Raw genomic sequence first — 25,576 nt, forward strand, 5'->3', positions numbered from 1 at the left:
TTATTAGCACGAGACTTATTTTCTAAATCTAATATGACTCTCCTATCCGTCTGCCCTTCACCCACACACCCTCAATATCCAGCTCCGCATTCAGCAAAACGATATCTGCCTGCTTGCCTTGAGCCAAGGAACCTGTCCGGTGATCAATACCCAGCAGGCGTGCCGGGGTCAGACTTGCTGCACGTGATGCAGCGTTCAGACTCAAGCCCACTTCCTGTATCAGGTAACGGAAACCGCGAATCATTGTCAGTGTGCTTCCCGCCAGTGCGCCGCCGTCCTTCAGTCTGGCCTCGCCATGCTTCACAATTACGGGCAGGTCGCCGATTTTGTACTCCCCATCATCCAATCCCGTAGCAGACATGGCATCTGTAATCAACACGAGTTGATCATCATGTTGCTTCAGCTGAGCGAGGATCGAGATCGCCGCAGGGTGTACGTGAATACCATCGGCAATCACCTCAGCACTGATGCGCGGATCACTCAGCACGGCTCCGGCAGCCCCGGGTAGCCGATGATGCAACGGTGTCATGGCATTGAATGTATGTACCGCATGATGCAGTCCGGCTTCCACTGCCCGCTCCACCTCTTCATAGGTCGCATCTGTATGGCCGAGTGCCGCTGTAATCCGTTGTTCTCGCAGCCATGAAATGACTTCCAGCGCGCCTTCACGTTCCGGTGCCAACGTAACTTGACGGATCAGGCCAGGATATTGTTTCTCCCATGCTTCGAGCCAAGATACATCAGGCAGAATGATGTGTTCCGGATTTTGTGCGCCAGGCCATTTCGGACTAAAAAACGGACCTTCCAGGTGCACGCCCTCAAGCTGTGCATATGGCATTTCACTCGAACGGTAGCGGTCCACTTCAGCAAGTACGTTATCCAGTCGCTCTTTTGGAGCCGTCATGGAAGTCGCAAGCATCGCTGTTGTCCCCTGCGTACTATGGAAAGAAGTGATCTTGTCCAACACCTCCGGGCTTGCGTCCATAAAGTCTTCTCCATTCCCACCATGCACATGGATATCAATGAATCCAGGCACAATAAGGCCGCGTTCCGGTACAGACAGCGGCAAAGCCTCTCTTCGAATCTGTTCGGGCAGACCTTCAGGTAACCCAGCATAAAGGATTTCCCCATCCCTCCAAGCTAATACACCGTCTTCCAATATCTCATTTGAAAGGAGCAGCTTGCCCCGAAGAAGAGAAATATTTTCATCACGCTGGCTCCCAGGTTCATGGCTATTCGCTCCGGTCATCTCACCAGCCTCCCTGCTGCACGGTCCAGCAGTACCACCACATTTGGATGACATTGCAAAAGCGATGCAGGACAGGCCGTTGTGATTGGGCCCATAAAAGCTTCGCGAATAATCTCGGCTTTTTCCTCGCCACGGGCAATAAGCAGAATCTGTTTGGCTTTCAAAATGGTACCGACACCCATTGTAATCGCCTGAGCCGGAACTTCATCGATGCTGTCAAAGAAGCGCGCGTTTGCCTTTCGCGTCTCCTCTTTCAGATCCACGACATGCGTTCGTCCTGTAAGTTCAGTTCCCGGTTCATTGAAGCCAATATGACCATTATGTCCGATGCCCAGCAGTTGAAGATCTACCGGTCCACGATCGTCCAGCCGTTGTTCATAGGAATTACATTCCTGTTCCAGATCTGCAGCCTGACCATCAGGCACTTGCGTTCTAGTAATATCTATATCGATATGATTGAATAATTGTTCGTTCATGAAACTGCGGTAACTTTCGCGATGTTCTGTTGGAAGTCCAACATACTCATCGAGATTAAAAGAAGAAGCCTGTGAAAAGCTGACAAGCCCCTTCTGATACAACGTGATAAGCTGTTTATATATGCCTACAGGAGAACTTCCTGTCGCAAGCCCCAATACAGCCCGTGGCTTGGTCTGCAACAAGCTGGCAATGAGGCCAGCACCTGTGGCGTTCAAATCTTCTTCATTTTCAAAAATGCGTATATTCATCTTCATCTGTCAGGCACCTCCGTTGTGTTGGACTCGATAAGATTGCACATTGTGATAGGATTGTTCCAGTCTGGGGATAAAACGGTCGAAGTCGGCACTTACCATGCCTGTGAACAAAATATCGACCACATGCAGCAGTGCAATACGTGAAGCCATATCTCCACGCCTCATGCCTTCTTCCAGAGAAGAGGTGAATAGTGGGATATCCGATACCGTTGCAAGCGTGTTGCTGCCATAGGAAGTCAGTGAAATCGTAGAAGCTCCAGCCTGTTTGGCACAATGCAGGGCATCGATGGTCTCTGGTGTTTCGCCTGAATAGGATACGGCCATCGCCACATCTCCCTCTGCGAGCGAAGATGCGGATGTAATCTGCATGTGTGAGTCGGAGAAAGCCGTACAGCTCTTGCCGATCCGCACCAGTTTCTGATAGAAATCCTGTGTAACGATCGAAGAGGTAGCCACACCGTACAGATCGATGCGGCGAGCCTGGCACAATAATTGAACGGCTTGCTCCAATCTGCCCAAATCCAGCAAACGGGTGGTATCTGCAATAGACGCAAGGTGGTTGGCTTCGATAGCTTCAACAATTTTGGATAGGGAATTGCCCGCTACAATATCCTGATACGCCGTTTCATCAGATGCGTGGGACAATTCTGCGGCGAGTTTCATTTTGAAATCGGGGAAGCCTTTAAAATGAAACGACTTGCAAAAGCGGGTTACCGTCGCCGCACTTGTGCCACTCTGCTCTGCCAGATGACTAATCGTCCAGCCGGGAATGTCCGATGGAGATTGCATAATGACTTCGGCAATACGTCGCTCCTGAGACGGAAGGTTATTCAGTTCTTGCTGCAACGCACGTAATATGGCTGCCATGAGGACCTCACTTTATGAAAATTATTTTTATTTATTTTTAATAAATTAAGAAAATCATTTTTATAACTTCATTTTAATCAAGACGATCTTGCAAATCAAGAGGAATTTAACATGACTTTTGCAATTATGCTGAGCGTGTGTATAGAGCCTCACCTGCTTGATACGCATAGTGGATGTTCTTTATATTGAGAATCGAGAGGGGTGCAATTCTAATGAATCGAAGACAACGGGAAAAGCTCATTCCTTCCATCTGGATTATGGCTTCCAAACAAACAGAAGGACACGCCTATTATGCCCTCTATGCTATCGACTGGAAACGCGGAGGTCGGTTGAGTTGGGAAGGTTGGAATCACCTTGAAGATCTGCTGCATTTTCATATTCCGATCAAACGAAAAGCCGGAGGAAGGAAATCCGCTTCCCAGCCTGCCGCAAAAATTGCGAAAAGAGCACTCCATCTTCATCTGAACGAAGCACAATTTGAGGAATTGGAGCAGCTCTTTTATCAGCCATTTTCGAAGAAAAAATGGAGGACGTTCCTTCAAATGAATAGGAATCAATAAGTGTATGGATTCGGTTGTTTCATTTTTTCACGCTAAAACAAAAAAGCCTCTTCCTTCTTTAGTTTAGTTAAAGAATAGGAAAGACTTTCGCGGTACTAAGATTCAATTCGTTTTAATGCAATTTCCATTCAACTAAACGCTCAACTCAAGTTAACTCGGTCTAATTCATGTCATCATATCGTTTTAAGAATTTGCTGGCTAAGCCGGGTACAGTCATTTGATGGACCGATTGATTTTCAATTTCCTCCGCCAGATCATCATCTGTGAGAGAAACGAAAAACGTAATGTCTGCTTTGGTTTGTCCATATCGGGCGAAAACGTCATCTGCTGTCTCATTCACAACTTTGGCGATGATTCGAATGATCTCATCCTTATACTTCTGGACATCTTCTGTTGCATACAACAATCGACTGATGTGGTTAAAGTGTGTATCCTCGCCATATTGATATTCGGAGCAGCCCCATCTGTAATAGATCTCGTCCTCCTCACTATCACATAGCCCTTGCTCTTTCATACTCACAATATGCCTAGCCAGGGATTCCTCTGTATTTACCGCCATGAACAGCGTTACCCAATCACTGTCTGTTCCAAAGGCACAAGCATATACTTTCTCGTGCTCTACCTTAGCCAGCGTTTGTTCCAGATCAGGAAGAAACCCCGCTCGAAATTGATTTTCAAATTCACTTAAAAAGTGGTCCACACAGCTCATCCTTTCATTTTCAATGCAGTTTAAGATTCAAATGTCTTTTCAAACCATTGATTCGGGCCGAAACGGTTAACGAGATATTCATATCCCCGCCCTGTTGCTATGTAGGTCTCTCGATAACTACAAGGTACCACATAATCGCAATTAACATGCTTACTTCCTACACCCTTAAACGACTATGCTATAATAAAAATACGACTAACCAAGTGAGGTGACACCGATGAAATGGGGAGAGATTATTGAATTACACCCAGATCGTTTTGTGCTTGTGGAAGCAATCAAGGCAAGCTCCAGCAACCGTGTCCGTCAACTAGAGGATATAGCTGTTATTCAAAACTATGATAATCCTCAAGAAGCCTGGAGCGGTTACAAAGAACTGCACAAGCTCCATCCGACACGCGAGTTATATGTCTTTCATACGAGCAGAAGCGATGTTGAGGTTGTAGAAGAATTTTTTTCAGGAGTGCGGCAACGAACATGAAACTACAACTACAGCAAGGCTTACCTATCGTATCCTTGACCATAAGCCATAATGAACAAACTATCATTTTGCATAATATTTTATTTGATACAGGCTGTGCAGCAACTGTGTTTGATACCGATGCATTAGCTGCAGTAGGTATACAGATTGATTTTATTAATGGACGAGCTAAGCGAATGTATGGGGTAGGTGGAACGAGCGAAATCTGCTATGAACAGCACATTCCCAATCTTCATATTGAGCATATTGCTTTGACTGATTTTCCAATTCAACTTGGTTCAATTCAAGAACCTTATGGTTTTGACGGAATCATTGGCATTGATTTTATGATGAGAGCCTCATGCAAAGTCGACTTTGAATTAATGGATGTTCAATTTTCAACATAAGCCATGTAATGATAACCTTTGGATGGTTGCGTTGCGTGGCTTATTTTTATACACCATGGATGGGTGACTTAATCCCTGAACAGCGGATCATCTGATGTAATAAACTATAAATCAGCAGCAAAAAAGCCTTGCCCCATTCTTCTTGACAAAGAATAGAGAAAGGCTTTCATGCTGCTACTTAATCCTAACTGTAATTCGCAACTAAATCTTCAGTTCTCCAAGCTTAATCAGCTCGACAACTGCCTGCGAACGACCCTTAACATTGAGTTTCTGCATCACATTCGAAATATGGTTACGCACCGTTTTCTCGCTGATGAATAACTGCCCTGCGATGTCACGCGTTGTTTTGTCTTGAACCAGTAATTCGAATACTTCGCGTTCACGGTGGGTCAACAAAAATTTGCTTTTATGATCGATACCCTTCAATGTTCACCCCTCCTTGCTCGGGTTGTGTTGGTGTAACAAGGTTAAGGGGATACAGTCAACTCATCTTATGTCAGGTCAAGGGCGTTGGTTCAGTTTTATAAGAAAAATGGGCAGTAGACATGTGATTCATTGTCCAAAGAGAACGTATTCAATTGTCTATGTATTGGATCATGTAAAACAAACATGCCCCTGCAACAGATGTTACCATCTGCGCAAAGGCACACTTGTTCATCTGTCTTCAGAACTACCGATTCATTCGATTCATGACACCACCGTTGTGATTACGGTTCATCAGGCCATCGTCAAGGATGCCATCACGGTTATTCGTATCTGTTCCGTTCGTTGGGAAAATGCGCTCTACCATCGATTGGAACGTATCGATCATACCACTAACGGGCTTACCGTTACGAATATCTGTGGCATAGTTCTCGACATGCTCCACAAAATCAGGATTGGCTGATACATATACATTCTCGATATTTGGTGCAAACTGTTTGATTTTTGCTGAAATCTTACCCTTAATCTCAGCTGATGTGTTATCGTCCGTGCTATCTACACGTTGTCCTTCACTTTTCATACCATAATGCCCATCGTCTGTCCCACGTGCTTTGCCGCTGTTTGTCAGACCACGCATCATGCCAACGGCGCCTGTGCCCATGGTTCCATAGATGCTGCGGTCATTCCCCATATGGCTGCGATCCGTTGCCGAATTTGTGTTCAGTCCTGGAGCAATTCCACTAGTGCTGTACGGAGACATTGTGCCCGTACCACCATTCACACGCATACCACCCATATCGTGATTCATGTTGCCTCCACGCATGGTATCACTGGCATGATTACGCATCGTTCCATTCAGCATGCTCGTACGACCATTGGACTTGCTCTCCAACTTGCCTGCATGACCATCTGCCAAACGAACAGCCACATAAGCATTACGATCCGTTAACATGACACGGGCGGATTTTACTTCCTTCATCTCCGTGATGCGTTTTGCCAGCTCTTCACTGGATTTCAGGTCAGTGACATTATGCATGCGATAACTTTTCGCACGGATGCCATCCATTCCATTTGTTTCCACACCATAACGGTTAATGCCGTTGGCTTGCTGACGAACACTTTGCGTATGCATGTTGTTGGTATCCCGATTCGTGCCACAACCTGTCAAACCGGCCATTACAAAGATTGCAGTAGATAATGATAACGTAATAGCTGTTGCCTTTTTGACTGCTGGCATGTACTCATCCTCCAATGTATGTTGGTTTTGGTCACAAAGATAGGATGCGCTTCTGTACACACCGATATGCTGAAAGGATATGGTACCTTACCCTGTAGATTCAGGTATTCTGGTTTTGGTCTTTGGGCTTTGCTTATCGATCTTTGGTTTTGATCTGTGGACCGTGAGATTCTTCGCTATATAAAATAAAAAAACAGTGCTGCTAGTTCGCAGCACTGCCTGGAAATAATATTTGCATCTCAACGCAACAATATCACTTATCTTCCGCCCCGCTCAATTCCCGTCTGTTGATGAGGATGTCGTTGCGTCATTTGTAGAACTCGATGATTCTTCCGAAGAAGTTGTGGATGCTTTAATGGTATCCGGGAATTTCTCGGCTTCCGTTAGACTTGTCGTATCCATGCCATATGCCCATTGACCATCCGGCGTAATAACCCAGATCTGATCCGATTCGGATGGCACCGTAAGTCCCCGATACACATCTCGAACTTGTTGCCCATTGACCGTCTGTTCAACAGACAGGGTGAATCGTGGAACCGAATTCTTCAGCTCAGACGCTTTACGCACATCATCTGCTGTCGACAAGTTTTTGATTTTGCCGATAAGAGATACGGCATCTGTGGCTTCAATCGTTTTTCCATTCAGTGTCCAGGTCTGTTCTGCCGCATCGTTCTCCAATGTCGTTTTTAACATCCAGGTAGCTGCCTCACCCTCCCACTCCAGAGACCCAACATTTGTCTCATCCATATTGAAAGGTGTAGTGTCCAACAAATCACGACGAGACAAAGCTATGCTGGTAATCGCCTCTGTCTGCACGGCAACCACAGGGCCCGAATCAACACGCACATAACGTGCATCATCTGCTGGAAGCTGGCCACCAATAGCCAGTTTGATCTCCCGATTATCTTTGAGTTTGATATCCATACGTCTAGCATCTGTTCCTAATCCGTACTTATTCAGATCCTTCGGCGCTTCTTCCACCACCAGTTCCTGATTTGCATCACTCAGAGCATCCAGCCAGCTGCTTACACTGTAACCGTTCAGAGGATAGGCTTTTGGCTCAACCATCTGCCATACGCCATTTTCAAGCGTTAAAGTCGAAGTTGCTGCTACATCGGATGTCTCCTCCGTTGTGTCATGTATTGTAATAGATTGAACATCCCCGGATTGAATACCAAGCAACTTGGCTTGAACCGCTTCTTCTTCCCGAAAATAATTTTGACTGGCCGCGTACACCCAGCCCACAATTAGTACGATGACCACCAGAATCGTTGGGACCCATTTTCTCATACTCGTCTGCGCCTCCACCATAAGATTACACCAATGATAACAAAGATGAGTGGGAATGCTACAATAGCCACGAAGAAAATCGTTCTGGCCTGTTCGCCATTCAGGTATGCCATCTCATACCCGGCTTGCACCCGTGGACGAATCGTCAATCCATTTTCTTTCTCACTCAAATAGTTTACCGTATTCAAAATAAAGTCCCGATTGCCACCATTCGCAATTTCCGAATCCTGCATGAAAATGGACGAACCCAGAATAACTGCCTTCGGTTTACCATCCGTCGTATCGGCTGCATATCCTAATTCAACGGGTCCCTGAATGTCCTCTTCGGCATCATTGGTTGTTTCATTCTGCAATAAACCGCCGATATTTGTCTCCCCATAACTGTCATTCGAAGAATGAATTAACGGTGAAAGGGTATATTTATCCTGTTCTTTGCTGGCCAACGCAATCGACAACGACAACATCGGATACAATTGGCTCGCAGCGAGTTTGTCCGTAATTGCATGTGTACCATACTCCGGCACCACCCAGAGTGGCCCCATCGTACTGGCTTGCTGGTTATCCACCATGACTGCATGCTCATCAACGACGCCATAGTCAGCCATGAGGGCATCGATGTTTTTCCAACTGGATTTCATATCTTCTACAAATCCGAGGGATAATAACAACTTGCCTCCATTACTCAGATAGGTGCGAATGGCTTTCATCTCCGTATCACTGAGATCACGTTGTGGACCAATAATGGCGAGCACATCTGCATCTTCCGGAACCTTACCAGCTTGATTCAGCTGCAACTCTTCCGTCTGCACATTATTTTGTTCCAAGGAGGATTGCAGCGTAGTCATCTGAGCGAGACTCAGCTCTTCATGTCCAGTCAAAAACACCATTTTGTGCATCTCCGTGGATGACATATTCATGAGCGCCTGCGTAAGTTTTTCCTCACCTGTGAACTGATATGATCCGTCACTGCCGTCACCTGTCGCGGTGAACAAACTGGCGATATCAATCACTTTGTGTTGATCTCCCTGCTCCAGCACAATGGAGCTGCCTGTTATGCCATATTTGGATGCAAGCGCAGGTTCCTGCGTCAAATTATATTGTTTTATTTTCAGCTTGCTGTTACGTTTCGTGTATTCCTCGACCATATCCGTCACCTCACGGTTCAGGACGGTGTTGTTGGCATTTTCGACCGTTAACACCAGAATGTTGACGTCATCCTTCACATTTTTGATCGCAGTAAGGGACTGGTCAGATAACGTGTATTGTTTGTTCGAGGTCAGATCCAGCTGGAAGCCGCCAAGTGAATTCAGGAACAGTGTTAGCAAAATAAAGATGCCAATCACCGCTACGGACAGCACGGTACTGTTGGTATGACTTAACCATTTTTTCATCTTCTCACCTCCACCGCTTCCGTTCCACAATTTGAATGCTTAACAGCAGAAACACACCCGAAAGGGTGACATAATACAAGATATCCGGCCCACTAAGCACACCTTTCATGAAGCTGTCGAACCGGTTAGTCAGGGCAAACGGGTCCAGCCACTGTTGCAAAGCAGAACCTGTATTGCCTGCGAATGAATCAAGCATCCACAAAACGAGCAAAATAATAAAACCCGCCACCGCAGACACCATCTGATGCTGGGATAATGTAGAAGCAAACAGTCCAATCGCCATCATGCTTCCGCCCAGGAAAAATAACCCCAGCGCAGACATCCATACCGTCGTCATATCCAATGTCCCGTAGAACGACATGATGAAAGGGTACACCAGACTGCACAGGATGAGCACAACCAGAATGGCCAGAGAAGCAAGATATTTGCCAAAAATAATTTCTGTTACACGTGCCGGAGAAGTCAGCAACAATTCATCCGTTCCCTGTCTGAATTCCTCTGCAACCAGTCGCATCGTTAACAATGGCACGACAAACAGCAGCATGGACAACGTATCGCCCAACACGAGACGATAATCGACAATACTTGGCTGGTAATATACAAAGCTTGAATAGAACAGCAGACTGGTCATCAGTACATATACGGCAAAAGCAAAATAAGACGTTGGTGACAGAAAATAAGCTTGCAGCTCTTTATTACATACCGCCATCATTCGTCTCATTTGGAGTCCTCCCCTTTGCGAGCTTGGGGCGAAGCATCGGCTGATGTACCAACTGATGTTCCCGATATACTCGACGAGTCGATGTCCGAAGTTACGTCCTGATCCATCTCTGCCCCAACAACCTTATCCACATCTGCCGAAATCGCGTCCGTGTCTGTTGCCTCGGTTGTGGTCAGCTTCAGGAAGATTTGCTCCAGGCTCAGGTTCTCCTTCTTCATCTCCAGTATCGGTAATCCTGCACCTGACAGAAGGTAGAACAGCTCCTCCCGGAAATCTTCCGAGTTTTCTCCAGTAAGCAGCATTTTAACCGTATTCGCCGAATCTGAATTAAGTGAAGTATCATTGGCGGTATTCGTATCCGATGCTTGAATGACTTCACTCCGTACCTTCTCCCATGGTGTCAGCACATTATGTAATTGCTCCGCAGTGGCCTTCACTTCTATCGATACCTTGAACTGATCCCCCATTGCTGATCCGAAATGCTGAGGTGAACCATCCAGCACGAGCTGTCCCTGATTGATGATCAACATTCGATTACAGAGCGTGCTCACTTCAGGCAAAATATGCGTACTGAGCAGCACCGTATGGTTCTCGCCCAGTTCTCGAATCAGATCTCTGATCTCGATAATCTGATTTGGATCAAGGCCCGATGTGGGCTCATCCAGAACCAGCAGATCCGGCTTGTGAATAATGGCTCCTGCCAGCCCAAGGCGTTGTTTGTATCCTTTGGATAACCCACGTACCATTTGCCTTTCCCGACCCTGAAGTCCCAGTCTGCTAACCATCTCACTGACCCGCAGCTTAACCTCACGTGCCGGGACATCTCGCAAATTGGCTACGAATTTAAGATAGGACTGCACCGTCATATCCGGATAGAGTGGTGGCGTTTCAGGCAGATACCCAATTTTGGAACGAACACGCTGACCCTGCTCATGCACCGATACTCCATCCACCATAATGGAACCCGCGGATGGATGCACATAACCCGTAATCATACGCATCGTTGTTGTTTTTCCGGCACCATTGGGTCCGAGAAAGCCAACAATCTCACCACGTTCCATGGTGAAATCCAGTTGATGTACGCCGCGTTGCCCTTCGTAAACTTTGCTGACCTGTTTCACTTCGAGCACATCATTCATCCTTTCCCGTTAAAATACCCGTGCAGCATCGTTCGTTATATAAATTCAACTGAAAATATTTACACTTGCACTCCGATGGCAGAATAACCTTCCGATCACTGTTATCCCCAGATTTTTTTGATTCCTTCATTCAGAAGGAAAAATCCGCTGATAAAGGTGACCGCTTCGCTTCTTCAAGTTATTTCTGCCCTCTCCGTTATCGTGTAAATGTTACGTTGAACTTATGTAATAGATGATGGGCACGGGAAGTTCCTTGTATATTACGGGAGCTATCCTAGCCTCAGCTTAATGACACTTAAAAGACAGCTTAAAAATATATGTCCAAAATGTGAACATTTTGACCAACACCCACACCCTGCGCTTAAAGCCAACGTAACATAGAGTACAGGAGAATGTGCTCCTGACCAAAAGTCAGAGGGTGAATCGTGTGAAAGTATTATTCACGTTTTATGTTCCGAGCGGTGGCGTGGATACGTTAAATCGACTGCGCACCGCTGTTCTGAAACGCCATGGCATTGAAGCGCACCTATTGTATCTCAGCACAGGCTCGGGATTGCAGAACAACAGTGATACACCTATTTTCACCGCGTCCAGTGACGAGGATATCCATCATATCATCCATACTCATCATTATGATGCCATCATTGCCACTTCAGACATCGCTATGCCCGGCCGCTTGAGAGGACTTGGTTATACCGGACGAATTATTTTTGAAGCGCAGGGACTCGGAGCACGCGATCAAGCTCTGGAAACGATACAGATGGGTGTCCCATACCTCCAAGCTCATTGTGATGCTGCCGTTATACCTCCCACAGACCACCTGCTGGATATGTTCATTCATATCTGTCCTTGGCTTCATCGGTTTGTTATTCCCAATATGCTGGATACAGACACCTTCGCACCAATCTTGGTGGATACCCCACCCTATCCGGTGCTGGCTTGGGTAGGACGACTTGAACACAACAAAAATTGGCGTGAATATCTAATCATATCGAGTGAAATCGTCAAAAAAAATCCGGAAGCCAGACTATGGTTATTCCACGATCCAACTTTGGCTAATCCAGAAGATGAAGTCATGTTCCGGCACATGCTGGCAGAATACGGGCTTGAGGATCGAATTGGCATTTTTATCAATGTTCCTCATTCTCAGATGCCTGCATATTATTCCATGATTGCCGCTTCAGGGGGCATCATGTTATCCACTTCCCTGCTTGAAGGATTCGGTTATGCCGTCGCTGAAGCCATCTCTTGTGGCTGCCCGGTGCTCAGCACGGATTCGGATGGTGTGCGTTCATTTATCACACATAATAAGACTGGTAAGTTTTATCCAATTGGAAATGTAGAGGCCGCTGTAGCCGAAGCAAGGGACCTCATGAATAACAAGAAACTGCGTGAGTATATTCGCATTCAGGGCAGACAGCATATGAGCTTGTCTTTTTCACCAGATCGATATGCCATTTCTTTCCGTGAAATGATGACAGCACTGCGAATTTTCCATTGAGCATAGCAAAAAAGGCAGTTCAGCAAAATTTCTCTGAACTGCCTTAGTATGGTTTTTATGGTTTTTATAAAATCTTAGTGTCCCATCATCATCGCGGGATCAGGCTTGTCGCCATTTTGAAGTTCTTCTTCCGGCATCGGCTTAGGTTTGCGCAGAATCAGACTGAGCAAACATCCGAACAATGCAATACAAGCGGCCAGGAAAAACGTATCATTGAAACCAGCCACCAAACCATGAACGATAGCGGTCGGCTCTGTACTCGTTGTATTGTCTGCGATTCTTGAAGTAAGGAAGCCTGTAAGCCCTGCAACCGCAAAGGACACGACCACTTGCTGTGCAGCCGCCGTGAGCGGTGTCACCCGTCCAACCAACTTACGCGGAGCAGCATTTAATACATGCGTATTGAGTGGCATCATGGACAAGCCCATACCCAGACCCATCATGACCAGAGCCGTTATAATCAGGCCAAGACCTGTCTCTGCCGTAATGGAGGACAGAATAAACAATGCTCCCGAAATAATACCCAGACCCACGAAGGCCAGAGGTCTAGCACCGATTTTATCAAACAATCGACCACCAAGCGGCATACCCACTCCGGAAGCCAATGCCTGTGGCAGTAGAATCAATCCTGTTTCCAGTGCAGTGTAACCTTTGATCTGCTGCAAATAAAGCGGGATCAGGATCATCGCACCGAACAGCGCCACTTGTGACACCCATGCGAGAATAATTCCCCGTGAGAAATCAGATGATTTGAATACCCGGAGTTCGAGCAATGGATTTTGATGACGAAGCTCCACAATAATGAACAAAATGAGCGCTACACCACCCACAATGACACCCGTCAAAGTTGTTGCAGACGTCCAGCTCGTTCCGCCCTCACTCACACCGTAAGCCAGCATCGAGAACGCAATTGGCGCCAGAATCATGCCGAGCAGATCCAGTGCAGGTGTGCGTCCACGATCTGTATCCGGCAAAAACTTGATACATAGAATGAAAGCTGCAATACCAATGGGCAAGTTAATCAGGAAGATCCAGTGCCAGCTCAGTGATTCAATAAACCACCCGGACAACACCGGACCCAATGCGGGGGCAAGCAACATCGGAATTCCCAGCATCCCCATGATGGAACCTCTTCGCTCAGGCGGAGCCAGACGAAAGACCATCGCCATACCAATAGGAGCAACCATGCCTCCACCAAGGCCTTGAATGATACGGTAAATGATTAATTGCTCAGGTGATTGAGCGATCGAGCATAATACAGAACCCAAGGTAAACATGGCAATCGTGAACAGAAATACTCTTTTGGCACCAAAACGGTCCGTTAACCAGCCTGCCAGTGGAATAACCGCAGACAAAGCCAGGGTATAACCCGTAACCGTCCATTGGATGGTCTTCAGGTCGGTCTCGAAATATTGAACCAGATTCGGAATGGCCACGTTCACCACCGTGCTGTCCAGTATAACCATAATCATTCCGACGATAATTGCCAGGAGTGGCAGTATAATGGCTTTAAGCGAAAACTCTGCCGGCTCCTGGGGTACTGCTGTTTGTTCTTTCACGTTCTCCACACTCTTTTCCAGCCAGTAGATCGCAGGCTTAGCCATGCGTCTCACTCAGCCTATATTGACGACTAATTTCAAACTATCGTTTTAAACTTTCGTTTAATACTGATCTAATTCTAATGAAAATACCTTTGCTGTCAAGCTATTTTTTCAGACAATTCTACTATGGATGCACCACAAAAAATGGAACAGGCACCTTCCCTGCTCCACACGTTGGTTAATCATGATTATGCAATGATGTCCATATCAATCTGCAAGCTTCATCATCTGATATTCTGACAGTATGCCCAATGTCTGACCGTGAATACTTCTGCAATATATTCGAATAACCAGATGCTTCGGTGAAGAACTGTTGCTGATGATCCTCAGTTCATAAGGCTCGGATGACACATCCAGATTATGAATGACCTGATTACCGCCCGCTCCCCCCGAATTTGACGTTAGGTGAAAAAGGTGTCGATACAGTTCTCCGTGAATACTGGCTCCACCAACAAATACATCCGTCCCTTCCTCGCCGCCCACATAGGCCAACTCCACATCCATGTACTTGACGGGAACAAATGTCTGTAACAGATTCTCATGAATCTCAAGTAAATATACCGCCACTGTAGATCCCTCCTTCGGAGCACACGAACCTTCCTGTACATAGGATATGCTTCCTCTCGTCCATTGCCATTTGCATTCACCCATTTTCGACCAATTACACGGAAATGCCCGACCTTCCGGTCCTCTTTTTTCATAGAATAAAAGGATAGAAGCTCGGCCGGTGCAGGCCGTGACAAGGAGGTAGCTATGAAAGTTCTGCTCGTTACGTATTGGGAGCTTACACATATGGGAGGCATATGGACATATGTTAAACAACTGGCCGACAGGTTAATCGCACTTGGTGTAGAGGTTGATATCATGGGCACAAATGGTGCCAATAACGAAGTATATGTTCGTAATCTGAACCGCGCTTTCTCCAAGGATAAGGTGTGGCCCATGCTGCAAGCCAAACTCAATCCGACTGATCTGCCACAATTCACTGCCGATCCTCTTCTCGCTTATTATGAACTGAATAGATATGCCTTCGAGATGGCAGCCGCTTATCTGGGGGTGGACCACTATGACGTTATTCATGCGCAAGATCCGGTAGCTGCCGTAGCCATAAAACGCATCTTGAACCGCAATATCCCACTGGTTACAAGCTATCATGGCGCTCTTGCACGCGAAGCCTTTTACGATGCTCAAAATTCCAACCCACAACTTACTCTCCCTTCATATTTGCAATCCAAGCGTGGACGTTATTTTCTCTCATTGGAAGAACGTAGTGCAGCACAGTCCGAGCTCATTCTCGTGTCAAGCCACTGGATCAAGAGTACGCTTACAGAGCTTGCCGTTCCTGAATCAAAGTTCAGACAGATTCCCTATGCTGTAGATCTCCCAGCCTACCGTGCCTCAGCAGCTGTAAAGTTCCGCCAGCGACCACCTGCGGGCAAGAAAGTCATTGCCTTTACCGGACGACTTGAATACATCAAGGGCGTTCATGTGTTAATCAAGGCCTTAGCCAGTCTGAAAAATAAACGTTCCGATTGGGTCTGCTGGATCGCAGGAGAAGGCAATCTAACTGATGAATTGCGGTCACAGGCCGCGTCAACGGGTATTGGAGCCGATGTTGTGTTCTGGGGCAAGCTGGACAATATTCCTTCCTTCCTGCGCCATGCAGATATCTATGTCCAGCCCAGTCTGCAGGACACCCAGCCGTTCTCCGTTACCGAAGCGCAACTGGCGGGTGTACCTGTTATCGTCAGTGGTACAGCCGGCATGCCTGAGATGGTTGACCCTGGACGCACAGGATGGGTTGTTCCTCCGCAGGATGTCGACTCGCTCCGTGAACTGTTGGATGCACTACTTGAGGATGATGTTACCCGGAGAACAGTGGGTGCGGCGGCGAAAGCCTGGGCTGAACAACATCGTTCACTGGAAGTGATGGGATTGCGTACATTTCAAGTCTACCAAGAAGCCATCTACAGAGGAGGACATTCGATATGACGTTACTTGTACCAAGTGATCTATACAATCGCTGGTTTTCGACTCCAGTTTCCACACCTCACATCAACGTGGATTACGCTGTAATGAATGAATTGATGAAGAAGCTGCCTAAAGGATATGTATTTCCCGATCCTGCATCCATGGTGATCATGAATTCAAAAGATTGAGTTGTCCAATGATATGCCGTCTTTATATAACATGCCGAAATATCAAACAAGGGGTGTCCCATCTGTCATATGAATGACTGAGGACACCCCCTTCTCGTTTCAAATGTTTTCTAACGGACCGAGAACACGCTATTCCAGATCTCTCTAATCTGTCGCCAACTTGGAATACATATTCAGATCACTGAACGTTTCGCCTGCCCTCTCGTATGCTCTGAGGGTGCCTTCGTATGTGAAATTGAGCTTTTGTAATAGCTTGATAGAATTCACATTATCGGGGTCAACCTTTGCTTCCATTCGATTCAGCTTCATGGTCGAGAATGCATGAACTAACAAAGAAGAGATCGCTTCCGTAGCATATCCTTTCCCCCAGTGTGATCTGGCAATGTCATACCCAATTTCTGCTTTGAGATTGTCAAAATCCAGTGCATTATAACCACATGAACCTATGATTTCGTTGGACTCTTGCACAAGGATAGAGAACCGAATGGCCTTGTTTTCCTGAGCAAGATCATTCAGAAGATTAATCATGGCTATAGCTTGATTTTCATCCGTAAAATGAGTGATATTCATAAATCTAGTTACATCCGGATCAGACCAAATTTTAAACAAGCTGGCCGCATCCGATACGTTCATTTTTCGCAAATATAACCGTTCTGTGTATAACTCTGTAATCAATACTCTTACCTCCATTAGTTTATTAATAGTTGGGTTTAAGATATTGATATCTGCGCATAGTCCAGTCCCTTCCGTGTATGAATCATTTCATTATACAGAGACTTCAGCAATCGATCACCCTTTGTGTCCACGTATCTGTCCATAAAGCAAAAAAAGAGCTTCCACTTATAACACTTAAAAAGTGTTTCATAAGGGTGCTCTCCTGTCCATTTAACACCTATTCCATTCAGCCATCGTTGCCAAATCCATCTACTTCCAGTACCCGCCAACCTGAAGTAAGTTAAACAGAATAGGCCGATGCTTCTCTTGAACTTTTTCCATCTCGGCAACCAGTGCCTTGAAGTGACGTTTGGTTCCCATTGACTCATGCAATCGGTAACACATCAGAGGTTCATTGTAGTAGAACAGCTCATACATTGGAAACAGCCTCATCCACATCTCATAGTCATGGGTGTAGCGAAAATCAGTGTCGAACAGTCCAAACCGCTCAAATGCTTCCATCTCTAACATGACAGTACAGCCGTTGATTGGACAACCTTCCAGCAGTACCTGCAACATCTCCAGACGACTGCCCACTTCCGGATGCACCGTATCCAACCATTCACTCTTCTCATTCACATAATGGTAGGCACCATGGCAGAATGAAGCCTTGACCTCGCGCATAAACGTCAGTTGTTTCTCCACCCGGTCCAGCAGCATCACATCATCTGAGCTGAGCCAGACAAAGTAATCCCCTGTTGCATGTTTGATGCCCTCATTCAATGCTGTCGCGGTTCCACCGTTTTCTTTGCGAATATAGCGGATGGAATCCATGAATGGCTGTAGCCGCTCCACGTGCTCGGTTGACCCATCATCCACCACGATGACTTCGATATGCGGATACGTCTGGTGAATGGCACTGTGAACAGCCTGCTCGATATAAGCACAATTGTAAAAAGGAATGACGATCGATACTTTTGGCTCCATTCGGGCCTTCCCCTCCTCTTACTATCTTAGGTAAAATGCTGCGCAAAGAGGGCGTTAATCAGCCATCTTTTGGCTTTCTTAACTGCCCTCCCTACGCTACCCGCCAAGCGTCGCTATTCGCTGCAACAGCGGTTCCCGATATCTGGACCATACCATGGATGCCTCTCTGCCGATGACATCCGCATGACGTACCGATCCCATTCCACCATGCCACCGATAGGCAGTAAGCGGTTCATTCAGGTATGGGAACCGATGACCGTTCAGTACAATACGCATCCAGAGATCCAGATCATGGGTGTAGGGAAGAAGTTCATCGAACAGCCCCACTCCACTAAAGAGATCCTTGCGAATCATGACCGTGCAGCCATTCACTGGATTGCCGTTAACAAACCGTCGTAGTAAATCCATATCCGACATCGGTTCAGGCCCACCATGCATTTTGGTAACTGCCGAATGCTCGTTGATATAATGAAAGTTCGTATGGGAGACGAGCACATTCTCACGCTGCATAAACTCCAGCTGATAACGAATTTTATCCGGGTACAGATAATCATCCGAACTGAGCCAGGCTACATAATCACCAGAGGCATGGCGGATGCCATGATTAAGTGCCGAAGCCGTCCCGCCATTGCTTTTGCCAAGCACATTAATATAAGGAAGATAGGGTTGAAGCAACTCTGCATGCCGGGTTGAACCGTCATTCACAACAACGATCTCCACATCGGGATACGTCTGGTTCAGCGCACTCTGAATCGCCTGAGGCACATAAGGGCAGTTATAGAATGGAATGACAATGGATACTCTCGGATTCAACTTGTCGTCCTCCCTTGCTGGACACGAACATCACTCAGGATATCCTGAAGTGATGTGGCAAATGGAATCATCGGCTGCCAGCCAAGCTTGCGCAGCAGTGATAATTCCTCCTGTTTCCCCGAACCATCCGGACCAGAAGATGCCCCATCCCAGCGAACAGGAACTTCCGCTTCTGTCATGGACAACAGCAGATCTGCAATTTCACCAAGACTGCGCTCGACTCCAGACACCACCGGATATACTGTACCGCTGGACCCGTGTACCAGGAGGGTCGCATACGCTCTGACGGCATCCCGCACATCCAGAAAGTCACGGGTATTGTCCCGTCCGGACAGACGGAATGCCTCGGTTTTGCCCGCCTGCTCACAGGCAACAACATGGCGTGCAAGCAGTGAACAGATGCCTGTGGAAGGACCCGCACCAATCAGATTGCCTGGCTCCGCCAGCATGATCTGTTGTCCGAAGAGCGACATCCACGACAAGGACACCATCTCTTCCAGCGCTTTACTGAGACTGTATGGATGCGGAGGCTGGGGAATCCGGCCAGGTTCCGGCGTATATTTTAACCTCGATCCTACAATAACGGTTCGTGCTGTCGGACAACTGCGAAGCGCATCCAGCAGATACAGCACGGCCATCACATTCGTCTCCAGGACCAGTAGCGGATCAGACCATGAATCAGGCACTGAATTTTTGCCAGCGAGATGCAGCACATAGTCGGGCTGCACCTCGCCGATCAGATGACGCACTTGCTGTTTATCGTTCAGATCACAGACATGGACTTGTGCACCTTTACCGAATGAATACACATCCGGCCTCCGGACTACCGCTGCAACCACTGCACCCGCTTCCCTAAAATAAGATACGGCATGTCGCCCGGTAAAACCGGAGGCGCCTGTAATCAGCACTTTCTTGCCTCTCAGCTCTGCTCCATCCATAATGCCAACTCCTTCAGCATTGTAGAATAATCCGGCAGGTCTGTCTTCACATCCTCGCGAGTGGACACCAGCGTACGGTCCTGCACTACACTGTCATCACGCACAATCGTCACATCCTGCTTATCCCAGGTCTGCTTGAACAATACAAGCAGGTCATGCTTGCTGACAGGTGCCGGATGAGCTAAGTGGATCAGACCACTAACCGATGAGGCCAGGTAATGGTCTACCCATTTGGCCAGCTCAAGTGTGGTCACACCGTTCCAGAATACGCGGGTATACCCCCCGACTTCACCTGTGCTGGACATAAACCATTGCATCAGACCAATGCCGCCCTGGCGAATCTCGGGTCCAATGATGGACGTACGGATCGTTAGATGACCTTCATCCTGAACTTCGCCAAGTGCTTTGGTGATGGCGTAAGCTGAAGTCCCATCCGTAACATCATCTTCCCGATATGCTCCCCGTTCTCCACTGAACACACAGTCCGTGCTGATATGAATCAGGCGTGCACCAATCGTATCTGCAACCCGCCGCAGACGATGTGGCAGGAAACCGTTAATATGATATGCAGTAATTTTGTCCTCATCTGCGAAGTTGTTCAACACACCTACAGCATTAATAATCACATCCGGGTGCACAGCTTCTACCAATCGATCAACCATGAAGCTGTCGTTCACATCCAGGAGCAGACCATTGGGGTCCGTTACATCCCGAGATGTGTAGAAGACGCTGTGTACACCTTGACGGCGGAAATAGTCGACCAGAATATGGCCGGCCATTCCGTTTCCACCAAGTATCAGCAGTTTCATGACAAGAATCCTCCGCGTTTCAGAATTTCACGAATCTCCTCTTTGGTCATGAGTTGGTGTTCAGAACTGAAACTGTTAAAGGAGACCGGGGGACAATTGGTATAATGTTCACGCAGGCCCGGTATGCCCAGGGTAGGAAGAATTACCAGGTACTGCTCATCGTAGACAACGGTGGTCATGCTCTCGAATTCACTCATCAATATTTCATGGATTTTCTCCCCTGGACGAATGCCACGTTCCACAATGCTCACATCCTCCACACCGGAATCCTCAATCAGTACTTCCGCGAGATCAACGATTTTGCAGGTAGGCATCGTCATGACAAAGATCTCTCCACCGACACTTTCCACCGAAGCTTTGAACAGTAAGGTAATTGCATCCTTCAGCGTAAGAAAGAATCGAGTCATACTCATATCCGTGATGGAGACCTGCCCTTTCTGGCGGATCTGATTCTTGAACAGATGTACCACACTGCCGTTTGTTCCCAGTACATTTCCACCCCGTACCGTAACAAACTTGGTATCGCTGTGTAACAAATTTGCATATACAATTAATTTCTCGCCGATCGCTTTTGTCATGCCATAGAAGTTGGACGGATTGGCAGCTTTGTCAGTCGAGATATAGATTACTTTTTCCACCTTGTTCTCAATAGCAGCCTCAATTACGTTTTGTGTACCAATCACGTTGGTTTTGAGTGCTTCGTACGGTTGGTCTTCACACACCGGAACATGCTTGAGCGCAGCCAGATGAAATACATAGTCCACATGCTGGCAAGCCGCCGTCAAAGCGTCCTTGTCACGAATATCTCCAATCCGGAAATGAAGACGCGGGTCTTCAAATTCACGACTCATAGCCACTTGGCTAGACTCGTTCCGGGAATATACAATAATTTCTTTGGGCTGCTGGGGCAGTAGTTGAGCCACAAGTTCATAACCCCATGATCCCGTACCACCAGTCACGAGTATACGCTTATTTTCAAACATGCATTTTCCCTCCAAGCAGAAATTTAACCACTTTACTGGATACATCTGTGGCTTTGTAACCTTGCGGGCAATCCCAGTCGCTAGACATCTTTGTCATGACTTTCACGCAATCAGCGATGCGCGCGGCATCCAGACCGGAGACTACATTACTGCCGCAATCGACCGTTTCCGGCCGCTCGGTAGTTCGACGCATCGTTACGGTCGGCACGCCCATAATGCAACACTCCTCCTGCACGGTACCGCTATCCGTAAGTGCACAGCGTGCATGACGTTCAAGCATTACAAAGTCGAAGAATCCAAACGGCTCATGAAACTCCACCAGCGGGTTCATTTCCAGATGCAGATGCTCCGCAATCCGGATCGCTGTACGCGGATGAATACTGCAGATCACACGCAAACCGTGTTCCTCTGCGACCTGGTTCAGTCCTTTCATAATCTCCAGCAAATGAGGGGCATGATCCACATTCTCAGCTCGATGGGCAGTAACCAGGAAGTATTGCCCAGACTTCAGCTTGAGCTTCTTCAATATTTTGCTGGAACTTACTTGCGCGTCGTAGTGCTGCATGACTTCATAGATGGGATTGCCCGTTAGCACGATGCGCCTGCTTGGTACCCCTTCGCTGACCAAATGTTTCTTGCTCTGTTCCGTGTAAGGCATATTAACGGTGGAGATGGCATCAATAACCTTACGATTTTTCTCCTCAGGCACATCCAGGTCAAAGCAACGATTGCCTGCTTCCATATGAATAACAGGAACACCCATGCGCTCAGCCAATACTGCACATAATGCGCTATTGGTATCGCCAAGCAGCAGCAATTTATCAGGCTTTTCCTGCAATATCAGATCTTCCATCTGCGTAAACATCGAGGATAGCTGTCGTCCCAGAGTGGCCGCTTCATCCTGAAGAACGTAATCCGGTGCGCGCAGGCCCATTTCCTTGAAAAAGAGACCGCTGAGACTTTCCGTGAAGTTCTGTCCCGTATGCACCAGAATATGTTTGGACGCGTACTGGTCCAGCTTGGAGATGATCAGGCTGAGCCGTATGATCTCAGGTCTCGTACCCAGCACCGTCATGATCTTCATCGTAATCCCTGCCTTCATCTTGTATTGGAACCCTTGCGCCCTGCTCGGCTACGTCCCGCTTTGGCAGATTTGCGTCTGCGACTAGCCGATTTCCCCATATGTGGACGCGGTCCCTTGGTTGTACGGGTTCTCCCCTTACGTCTGCCAGTTCCGGAAGTACGTTTCAGCCCCTCACGGTCTCGGCGAGAATGAGGTGCAAGTGGCTTGCGACGACGTTTCCGCGTTTTGCCCCTCTGTTGAATCGGCTTTGCAGCCGGGACAGTACCTGAGGCAACAGGAGCATCGTGACCCAATGCGATTGGAGGTAATGAGGAATGTGGCAACGCCTGTATAACGGTCAGTGGGAATAATAGTGCCCGAACCGTGGTCGGCTCCAGAACCAGTACAGTGCGTAGTCCTCCCTCCCCATGGGTATACACAGGTCCGTTGGGAGGTTGGATATAAGCAAACCATCCGGGAAAACGCAATAACCACTGTGTCACCATCGTATGCAGTTTCGTTCGGTAGGTTTCAACGCCGTAGAGCCTTTCCGCTTCTGTCCGATTACGCCACCCCGTATTCGAGGCCAGCTCTGCATCATTCAGCAAGGTTGTTGCCAAGGTGACAAGCGCTTCGGTATCACCCGGTGGGGCCAGAAATGCATCACTGCCTACGGATTCCATTAATTCCTTCAGTCCACCCTGAGCAAAAGCGATGACCGGTTTGGCAAAATAGAGACCCTCAAGTGCGGTCATGCCAAATCCTTCTTTGACCATGCTTGGGATGACCAGGATATCCATCGCGGTATATGCCAGAGATACGTTCTCTTCAAATGTGGTGAAGGTAAACCGGCGTGAATACCCGGATTTTTTCACCCGTGATACACACTCGTCGTAATACTTTTTATCCGATGCTGCCCCGATAATCCAGAAGCGACAGCGCGAATGTGTTTCACAGATCCTCAAGGCCATATCCACAAAAGGTTTCAACCCTTTGGCATCATATATAAATGAAGAAATATAACCGATACAGGTCTGCGATGATTTGAAACCCAGCTCCTTACGCTTGCGTTCGCGCAGATGAACCCAGCGGTCCGGTGCTGGTAAAGCAGGTTCCCAAGTTGGGGATATGATGGTCACTTTGTCATCCATGCCGGCTTCCTGGAAAGGGGCTACCGCTGTCTCGGATATACCGATAATCCAATCCGCGTAACGGCCAATCATTTGGACCGCCTCGGTTGTATGTTCATTCGTATGAATGATCTCGGTAATCTTCCAGATGACTGGAATCTGAAGGGACTTTGCCGCTACAGCCGGCATCACATTAACGCAGGTGTTTGTTAACACTATATCGGGAGCAGTCTCCCGTATTAGGGAGACTGCTTCCTGATACGCTGGTGTATGACGAAGATGCTCCGCATCATCTGCAATACCCAGGTAAGGTGTGTACACACCGTGAAGCATCGGCAGAGTGCATATTTTGACCTGAATGCCGAATCTCCGCGCAAGCCCCGCAAGCTTCCCCTCTTGAGGGGCTACGAGCACACATTCAAAGATCGTACCGATCTCTCTCATAAAATGAAGCAGCAGCTTCTCGGCACCTGTAATGCTGCGAGTATTGCACACATGTGAAAATAACATCATCTTTGGTTTCGTTGCCATGGCCGCACGGACCCTGTACACGATTATCCGATACAGGGTACTGTGCACACCTCCTCCCGGCCAGAATTAAGGGAATATGATGGTTAACATTTCATTAATTCTTTTGCCATACGTGTGGTCTTTCAGTGTACGTTCAAGTCCACGAAGTGCAATCTCACGGCGTTCCTTTTCATGAGTAAGATAATATTCCACTTTGTCGAGTAACTCCTGCGGCGAGGAATATGTCTCAATCTCCACACCCGGTTTGTAGAAGCGCGCAATGTCATCCCGGGCGTCGGTCAGCTGCAGCGTCGTGGACGCGGCAATCTCAAACGTTCTCGGGTTTGGTGAAGCTGGCGCAATTTTGAGGTGATTATTATTGACGGAATCATCTTCGTGGGATCGATGCAGGTTGATGACAATTTTGGTGCCATTGTACACATCATTGGTCTCCGGCGGACTCATCCAGCGACCGAGTTCAATCTTCTCGCCATAGGTAGTATAGTCAGGCAGGCGATCCCACCAGATTCCGTTAAATACCGTATTGTGTGACATCAACTGAGGCATGATCGGATTGAAGAAGTATACCCGGTTCCAGTAGGCCGAGCCGATAAAGCTGACATCCCGTTTTAATGGGGAAGGAGTGGTAATCGGAAAGTAATGATTAGTGAATGCGGCAAAAGGGAGGTAGTGAACTGACGCGCAGCCAATTTGTCGATATAGATCGATACAGTTCAGTTCCAACGTGAAGACATGGTCAAAATGTGTCACAATATCCAGCGTCATATCTGTATAGTACGGGTCATCCGTGAGCCAGATCGCCGTCTGAATACCCGCTTGGCGAATCGCATCGATATGCTCGATGGGGATATCCATTCCATCCAGCACAAGCACAAGATCAGGACGCGTCTGCAGTGCAATCTCAGAAACCGGTTGACGCGGATCAGAGAGGGTTACTTGAGCTACCATACCCTGTAGCGTGGCCATAATGGCCTCATCCAACGGGGAGTAAGGGAAGCCTTTACCCGAGGATACATACAGCACGTGAAGCTGTCGGAAAGGCAACGGTTCCTGTGCACAATTCACAATATAGTTGGCGCGACCGCGCAGATATCCTTCTTCCTTACCTGCGTCATATCCGGCATGTTGCCCATTTTTGCGTGCTTGATCAGCCAGGCTCAGTACGGGTGCATGAACCTTTTTGGTTTTACGGTGTTTGAGAGACATACCGCCACTCCTTTATTTTT

27 protein-coding genes are annotated in these 25,576 nt (G+C 47.6%); 6 read left to right on the forward strand and 21 right to left on the reverse strand.

Features of this window, described 5'->3' with window-relative positions:
- Positions 1 to 28: 28 nt before the first annotated feature.
- Genes nagA through MHH92_RS24305 form a run of 3 tightly spaced genes read right to left on the reverse strand, consistent with a single transcriptional unit; the run spans position 29 to position 2,847 of the window.
- A complete protein-coding gene (gene nagA, locus MHH92_RS24295; protein ID WP_340906893.1) occupies positions 29 to 1,249 on the reverse strand; it encodes an N-acetylglucosamine-6-phosphate deacetylase in 1,221 nt (406 codons plus the stop codon).
- Positions 1,246 to 1,974 (reverse strand): glucosamine-6-phosphate deaminase, encoded by a 729-nt coding sequence (nagB, locus tag MHH92_RS24300; protein ID WP_340907771.1) that lies wholly within the window; start codon positions 1,972 to 1,974, stop codon positions 1,246 to 1,248. Before nagB ends, nagA begins: the two co-directional genes overlap by 4 nt.
- Positions 1,975 to 1,983: 9 nt before the next feature.
- Complete coding sequence (locus MHH92_RS24305) at positions 1,984 to 2,847, reverse strand: MurR/RpiR family transcriptional regulator (RefSeq protein ID WP_017692537.1); 864 nt, start codon at positions 2,845 to 2,847, stop codon at positions 1,984 to 1,986.
- A 212-nt stretch (positions 2,848 to 3,059) separates the two neighbouring features.
- On the opposite strand from MHH92_RS24305, the gene MHH92_RS24310 reads away from it, so the two are divergent.
- Positions 3,060 to 3,407, forward strand: coding sequence for a hypothetical protein (locus MHH92_RS24310; RefSeq protein WP_340906896.1), 348 nt, complete (start codon positions 3,060 to 3,062; stop codon positions 3,405 to 3,407).
- A gap of 160 nt (positions 3,408 to 3,567) precedes the next feature.
- On the opposite strand, the gene MHH92_RS24315 is transcribed toward MHH92_RS24310, so the two are convergent.
- A complete protein-coding gene (locus tag MHH92_RS24315; RefSeq protein WP_017692535.1) occupies positions 3,568 to 4,107 on the reverse strand; it encodes a DUF4303 domain-containing protein in 540 nt (179 codons plus the stop codon).
- A 226-nt stretch (positions 4,108 to 4,333) separates the two neighbouring features.
- On the opposite strand from MHH92_RS24315, the gene MHH92_RS24320 reads away from it, so the two are divergent.
- Entirely contained in the window at positions 4,334 to 4,594 is a 261-nt protein-coding gene (locus tag MHH92_RS24320) for a hypothetical protein (RefSeq protein WP_017692534.1), read from the forward strand.
- A complete protein-coding gene (locus MHH92_RS24325) occupies positions 4,591 to 4,980 on the forward strand; it encodes an aspartyl protease family protein (protein WP_017692533.1) in 390 nt (129 codons plus the stop codon). Before MHH92_RS24320 ends, MHH92_RS24325 begins: the two co-directional genes overlap by 4 nt.
- Before the next feature lie 201 nt (positions 4,981 to 5,181).
- Here the strand turns inward: MHH92_RS24325 and MHH92_RS24330 are convergent, their stop codons facing one another.
- The 6 genes from MHH92_RS24330 to MHH92_RS24355 all read right to left on the reverse strand — a co-directional run bounded on the left by MHH92_RS24330 (position 5,182) and on the right by MHH92_RS24355 (position 11,172).
- Positions 5,182 to 5,406 (reverse strand): helix-turn-helix domain-containing protein, encoded by a 225-nt coding sequence (locus MHH92_RS24330; protein WP_017692532.1) that lies wholly within the window; start codon positions 5,404 to 5,406, stop codon positions 5,182 to 5,184.
- A 244-nt stretch (positions 5,407 to 5,650) separates the two neighbouring features.
- Entirely contained in the window at positions 5,651 to 6,640 is a 990-nt protein-coding gene (locus MHH92_RS24335; protein WP_051449926.1) for a YhcN/YlaJ family sporulation lipoprotein, read from the reverse strand.
- Between the two features lie 273 nt (positions 6,641 to 6,913).
- Positions 6,914 to 7,930 carry a DUF4340 domain-containing protein gene (locus tag MHH92_RS24340; protein ID WP_340906921.1) on the reverse strand — a complete coding sequence of 339 codons (1,017 nt, stop codon included), beginning with the start codon at positions 7,928 to 7,930 and terminating at the stop codon, positions 6,914 to 6,916.
- The gene (locus tag MHH92_RS24345; protein ID WP_340906922.1) at positions 7,927 to 9,321 is read right to left on the reverse strand and encodes a GldG family protein; all 1,395 of its coding nucleotides are present in this window, start codon (positions 9,319 to 9,321) and stop codon (positions 7,927 to 7,929) included. The genes MHH92_RS24340 and MHH92_RS24345 overlap by 4 nt, the downstream gene beginning before the upstream one ends.
- 4 nt (positions 9,322 to 9,325) lie before the next feature.
- Positions 9,326 to 10,042: an ABC transporter permease subunit gene (locus MHH92_RS24350; protein WP_017692528.1), complete on the reverse strand. Its 717-nt coding sequence runs from the start codon at positions 10,040 to 10,042 to the stop codon at positions 9,326 to 9,328.
- Positions 10,039 to 11,172 carry an ABC transporter ATP-binding protein gene (locus tag MHH92_RS24355; RefSeq protein ID WP_340906925.1) on the reverse strand — a complete coding sequence of 378 codons (1,134 nt, stop codon included), beginning with the start codon at positions 11,170 to 11,172 and terminating at the stop codon, positions 10,039 to 10,041. Before MHH92_RS24355 ends, MHH92_RS24350 begins: the two co-directional genes overlap by 4 nt.
- Positions 11,173 to 11,608: 436 nt before the next feature.
- On the opposite strand from MHH92_RS24355, the gene MHH92_RS24360 reads away from it, so the two are divergent.
- Positions 11,609 to 12,682, forward strand: coding sequence for a glycosyltransferase family 4 protein (locus MHH92_RS24360; protein ID WP_235193923.1), 1,074 nt, complete (start codon positions 11,609 to 11,611; stop codon positions 12,680 to 12,682).
- A gap of 74 nt (positions 12,683 to 12,756) precedes the next feature.
- On the opposite strand, the gene MHH92_RS24365 is transcribed toward MHH92_RS24360, so the two are convergent.
- Both MHH92_RS24365 and MHH92_RS24370 read right to left on the reverse strand, forming a co-directional pair.
- The gene (locus MHH92_RS24365) at positions 12,757 to 14,286 is read right to left on the reverse strand and encodes a DHA2 family efflux MFS transporter permease subunit (protein ID WP_282322282.1); all 1,530 of its coding nucleotides are present in this window, start codon (positions 14,284 to 14,286) and stop codon (positions 12,757 to 12,759) included.
- A gap of 204 nt (positions 14,287 to 14,490) precedes the next feature.
- Positions 14,491 to 14,850 (reverse strand): hypothetical protein, encoded by a 360-nt coding sequence (locus MHH92_RS24370; protein ID WP_076253288.1) that lies wholly within the window; start codon positions 14,848 to 14,850, stop codon positions 14,491 to 14,493.
- Between the two features lie 186 nt (positions 14,851 to 15,036).
- On the opposite strand from MHH92_RS24370, the gene MHH92_RS24375 reads away from it, so the two are divergent.
- Together MHH92_RS24375 and MHH92_RS24380 are read left to right on the forward strand one after the other, a co-directional pair.
- Positions 15,037 to 16,275, forward strand: coding sequence for a glycosyltransferase family 4 protein (locus tag MHH92_RS24375; RefSeq protein WP_047841227.1), 1,239 nt, complete (start codon positions 15,037 to 15,039; stop codon positions 16,273 to 16,275).
- Entirely contained in the window at positions 16,272 to 16,442 is a 171-nt protein-coding gene (locus tag MHH92_RS24380; protein WP_179086550.1) for a hypothetical protein, read from the forward strand. The genes MHH92_RS24375 and MHH92_RS24380 overlap by 4 nt, the downstream gene beginning before the upstream one ends.
- Positions 16,443 to 16,586: 144 nt before the next feature.
- Here the strand turns inward: MHH92_RS24380 and MHH92_RS24385 are convergent, their stop codons facing one another.
- From MHH92_RS24385 to MHH92_RS24425, 9 genes are all read right to left on the reverse strand, one after another.
- A complete protein-coding gene (locus tag MHH92_RS24385) occupies positions 16,587 to 17,117 on the reverse strand; it encodes a GNAT family N-acetyltransferase (protein WP_047841228.1) in 531 nt (176 codons plus the stop codon).
- A 249-nt stretch (positions 17,118 to 17,366) separates the two neighbouring features.
- Positions 17,367 to 18,083 carry a glycosyltransferase gene (locus MHH92_RS24390; protein ID WP_076329042.1) on the reverse strand — a complete coding sequence of 239 codons (717 nt, stop codon included), beginning with the start codon at positions 18,081 to 18,083 and terminating at the stop codon, positions 17,367 to 17,369.
- A 96-nt stretch (positions 18,084 to 18,179) separates the two neighbouring features.
- Positions 18,180 to 18,896, reverse strand: a complete 717-nt coding sequence (locus MHH92_RS24395; RefSeq protein WP_074096304.1) for a glycosyltransferase — start codon at positions 18,894 to 18,896, stop codon at positions 18,180 to 18,182.
- Positions 18,893 to 19,834 (reverse strand): NAD-dependent epimerase/dehydratase family protein, encoded by a 942-nt coding sequence (locus MHH92_RS24400; RefSeq protein WP_340028455.1) that lies wholly within the window; start codon positions 19,832 to 19,834, stop codon positions 18,893 to 18,895. Before MHH92_RS24400 ends, MHH92_RS24395 begins: the two co-directional genes overlap by 4 nt.
- Complete coding sequence (locus MHH92_RS24405; protein ID WP_036605842.1) at positions 19,816 to 20,643, reverse strand: dTDP-4-dehydrorhamnose reductase family protein; 828 nt, start codon at positions 20,641 to 20,643, stop codon at positions 19,816 to 19,818. The genes MHH92_RS24400 and MHH92_RS24405 overlap by 19 nt, the downstream gene beginning before the upstream one ends.
- Positions 20,640 to 21,626: a polysaccharide biosynthesis protein gene (locus MHH92_RS24410; RefSeq protein ID WP_340906937.1), complete on the reverse strand. Its 987-nt coding sequence runs from the start codon at positions 21,624 to 21,626 to the stop codon at positions 20,640 to 20,642. The genes MHH92_RS24405 and MHH92_RS24410 overlap by 4 nt, the downstream gene beginning before the upstream one ends.
- Complete coding sequence (wecB, locus tag MHH92_RS24415; protein WP_036605946.1) at positions 21,619 to 22,710, reverse strand: non-hydrolyzing UDP-N-acetylglucosamine 2-epimerase; 1,092 nt, start codon at positions 22,708 to 22,710, stop codon at positions 21,619 to 21,621. The genes MHH92_RS24410 and wecB overlap by 8 nt, the downstream gene beginning before the upstream one ends.
- Positions 22,711 to 22,724: 14 nt before the next feature.
- On the reverse strand, positions 22,725 to 24,350 hold the full coding sequence (locus MHH92_RS24420) for a glycosyltransferase family 4 protein (RefSeq protein ID WP_340906940.1): 1,626 nt from the start codon (positions 24,348 to 24,350) through the stop codon (positions 22,725 to 22,727).
- A gap of 66 nt (positions 24,351 to 24,416) precedes the next feature.
- A complete protein-coding gene (locus MHH92_RS24425) occupies positions 24,417 to 25,556 on the reverse strand; it encodes a CgeB family protein (RefSeq protein ID WP_340906942.1) in 1,140 nt (379 codons plus the stop codon).
- Positions 25,557 to 25,576 lie beyond the last annotated feature (20 nt).

The organism is Paenibacillus sp. FSL M7-1414 (genome assembly GCF_038003195.1).
Lineage (GTDB): Bacteria > Bacillota > Bacilli > Paenibacillales > Paenibacillaceae > Paenibacillus > Paenibacillus amylolyticus.

What these genes read in the sequence shown, in the direction of transcription:
- nagA (WP_340906893.1), bottom strand. Translation starts at nt 1,249, where the DNA reads ATGACCGGAGCGAATAGCCATGAACCTGGGAGCCAGCGTGATGAAAAT.
- nagB (WP_340907771.1), bottom strand. Translation starts at nt 1,974, where the DNA reads ATGAATATACGCATTTTTGAAAATGAAGAAGATTTGAACGCCACAGGT.
- MHH92_RS24305 (WP_017692537.1), bottom strand. Translation starts at nt 2,847, where the DNA reads ATGGCAGCCATATTACGTGCGTTGCAGCAAGAACTGAATAACCTTCCG.
- MHH92_RS24310 (WP_340906896.1), top strand. Translation starts at nt 3,060, where the DNA reads ATGAATCGAAGACAACGGGAAAAGCTCATTCCTTCCATCTGGATTATG.
- MHH92_RS24320 (WP_017692534.1), top strand. Translation starts at nt 4,334, where the DNA reads ATGAAATGGGGAGAGATTATTGAATTACACCCAGATCGTTTTGTGCTT.
- MHH92_RS24325 (WP_017692533.1), top strand. Translation starts at nt 4,591, where the DNA reads ATGAAACTACAACTACAGCAAGGCTTACCTATCGTATCCTTGACCATA.
- MHH92_RS24335 (WP_051449926.1), bottom strand. Translation starts at nt 6,640, where the DNA reads ATGCCAGCAGTCAAAAAGGCAACAGCTATTACGTTATCATTATCTACT.
- MHH92_RS24340 (WP_340906921.1), bottom strand. Translation starts at nt 7,930, where the DNA reads ATGAGAAAATGGGTCCCAACGATTCTGGTGGTCATCGTACTAATTGTG.
- MHH92_RS24345 (WP_340906922.1), bottom strand. Translation starts at nt 9,321, where the DNA reads ATGAAAAAATGGTTAAGTCATACCAACAGTACCGTGCTGTCCGTAGCG.
- MHH92_RS24350 (WP_017692528.1), bottom strand. Translation starts at nt 10,042, where the DNA reads ATGAGACGAATGATGGCGGTATGTAATAAAGAGCTGCAAGCTTATTTT.
- MHH92_RS24365 (WP_282322282.1), bottom strand. Translation starts at nt 14,286, where the DNA reads ATGGCTAAGCCTGCGATCTACTGGCTGGAAAAGAGTGTGGAGAACGTG.
- MHH92_RS24375 (WP_047841227.1), top strand. Translation starts at nt 15,037, where the DNA reads ATGAAAGTTCTGCTCGTTACGTATTGGGAGCTTACACATATGGGAGGC.
- MHH92_RS24380 (WP_179086550.1), top strand. Translation starts at nt 16,272, where the DNA reads ATGACGTTACTTGTACCAAGTGATCTATACAATCGCTGGTTTTCGACT.
- MHH92_RS24390 (WP_076329042.1), bottom strand. Translation starts at nt 18,083, where the DNA reads ATGGAGCCAAAAGTATCGATCGTCATTCCTTTTTACAATTGTGCTTAT.
- MHH92_RS24400 (WP_340028455.1), bottom strand. Translation starts at nt 19,834, where the DNA reads ATGGATGGAGCAGAGCTGAGAGGCAAGAAAGTGCTGATTACAGGCGCC.
- MHH92_RS24405 (WP_036605842.1), bottom strand. Translation starts at nt 20,643, where the DNA reads ATGAAACTGCTGATACTTGGTGGAAACGGAATGGCCGGCCATATTCTG.
- MHH92_RS24410 (WP_340906937.1), bottom strand. Translation starts at nt 21,626, where the DNA reads ATGTTTGAAAATAAGCGTATACTCGTGACTGGTGGTACGGGATCATGG.
- wecB (WP_036605946.1), bottom strand. Translation starts at nt 22,710, where the DNA reads ATGAAGATCATGACGGTGCTGGGTACGAGACCTGAGATCATACGGCTC.
- MHH92_RS24420 (WP_340906940.1), bottom strand. Translation starts at nt 24,350, where the DNA reads ATGGCAACGAAACCAAAGATGATGTTATTTTCACATGTGTGCAATACT.
- MHH92_RS24425 (WP_340906942.1), bottom strand. Translation starts at nt 25,556, where the DNA reads ATGTCTCTCAAACACCGTAAAACCAAAAAGGTTCATGCACCCGTACTG.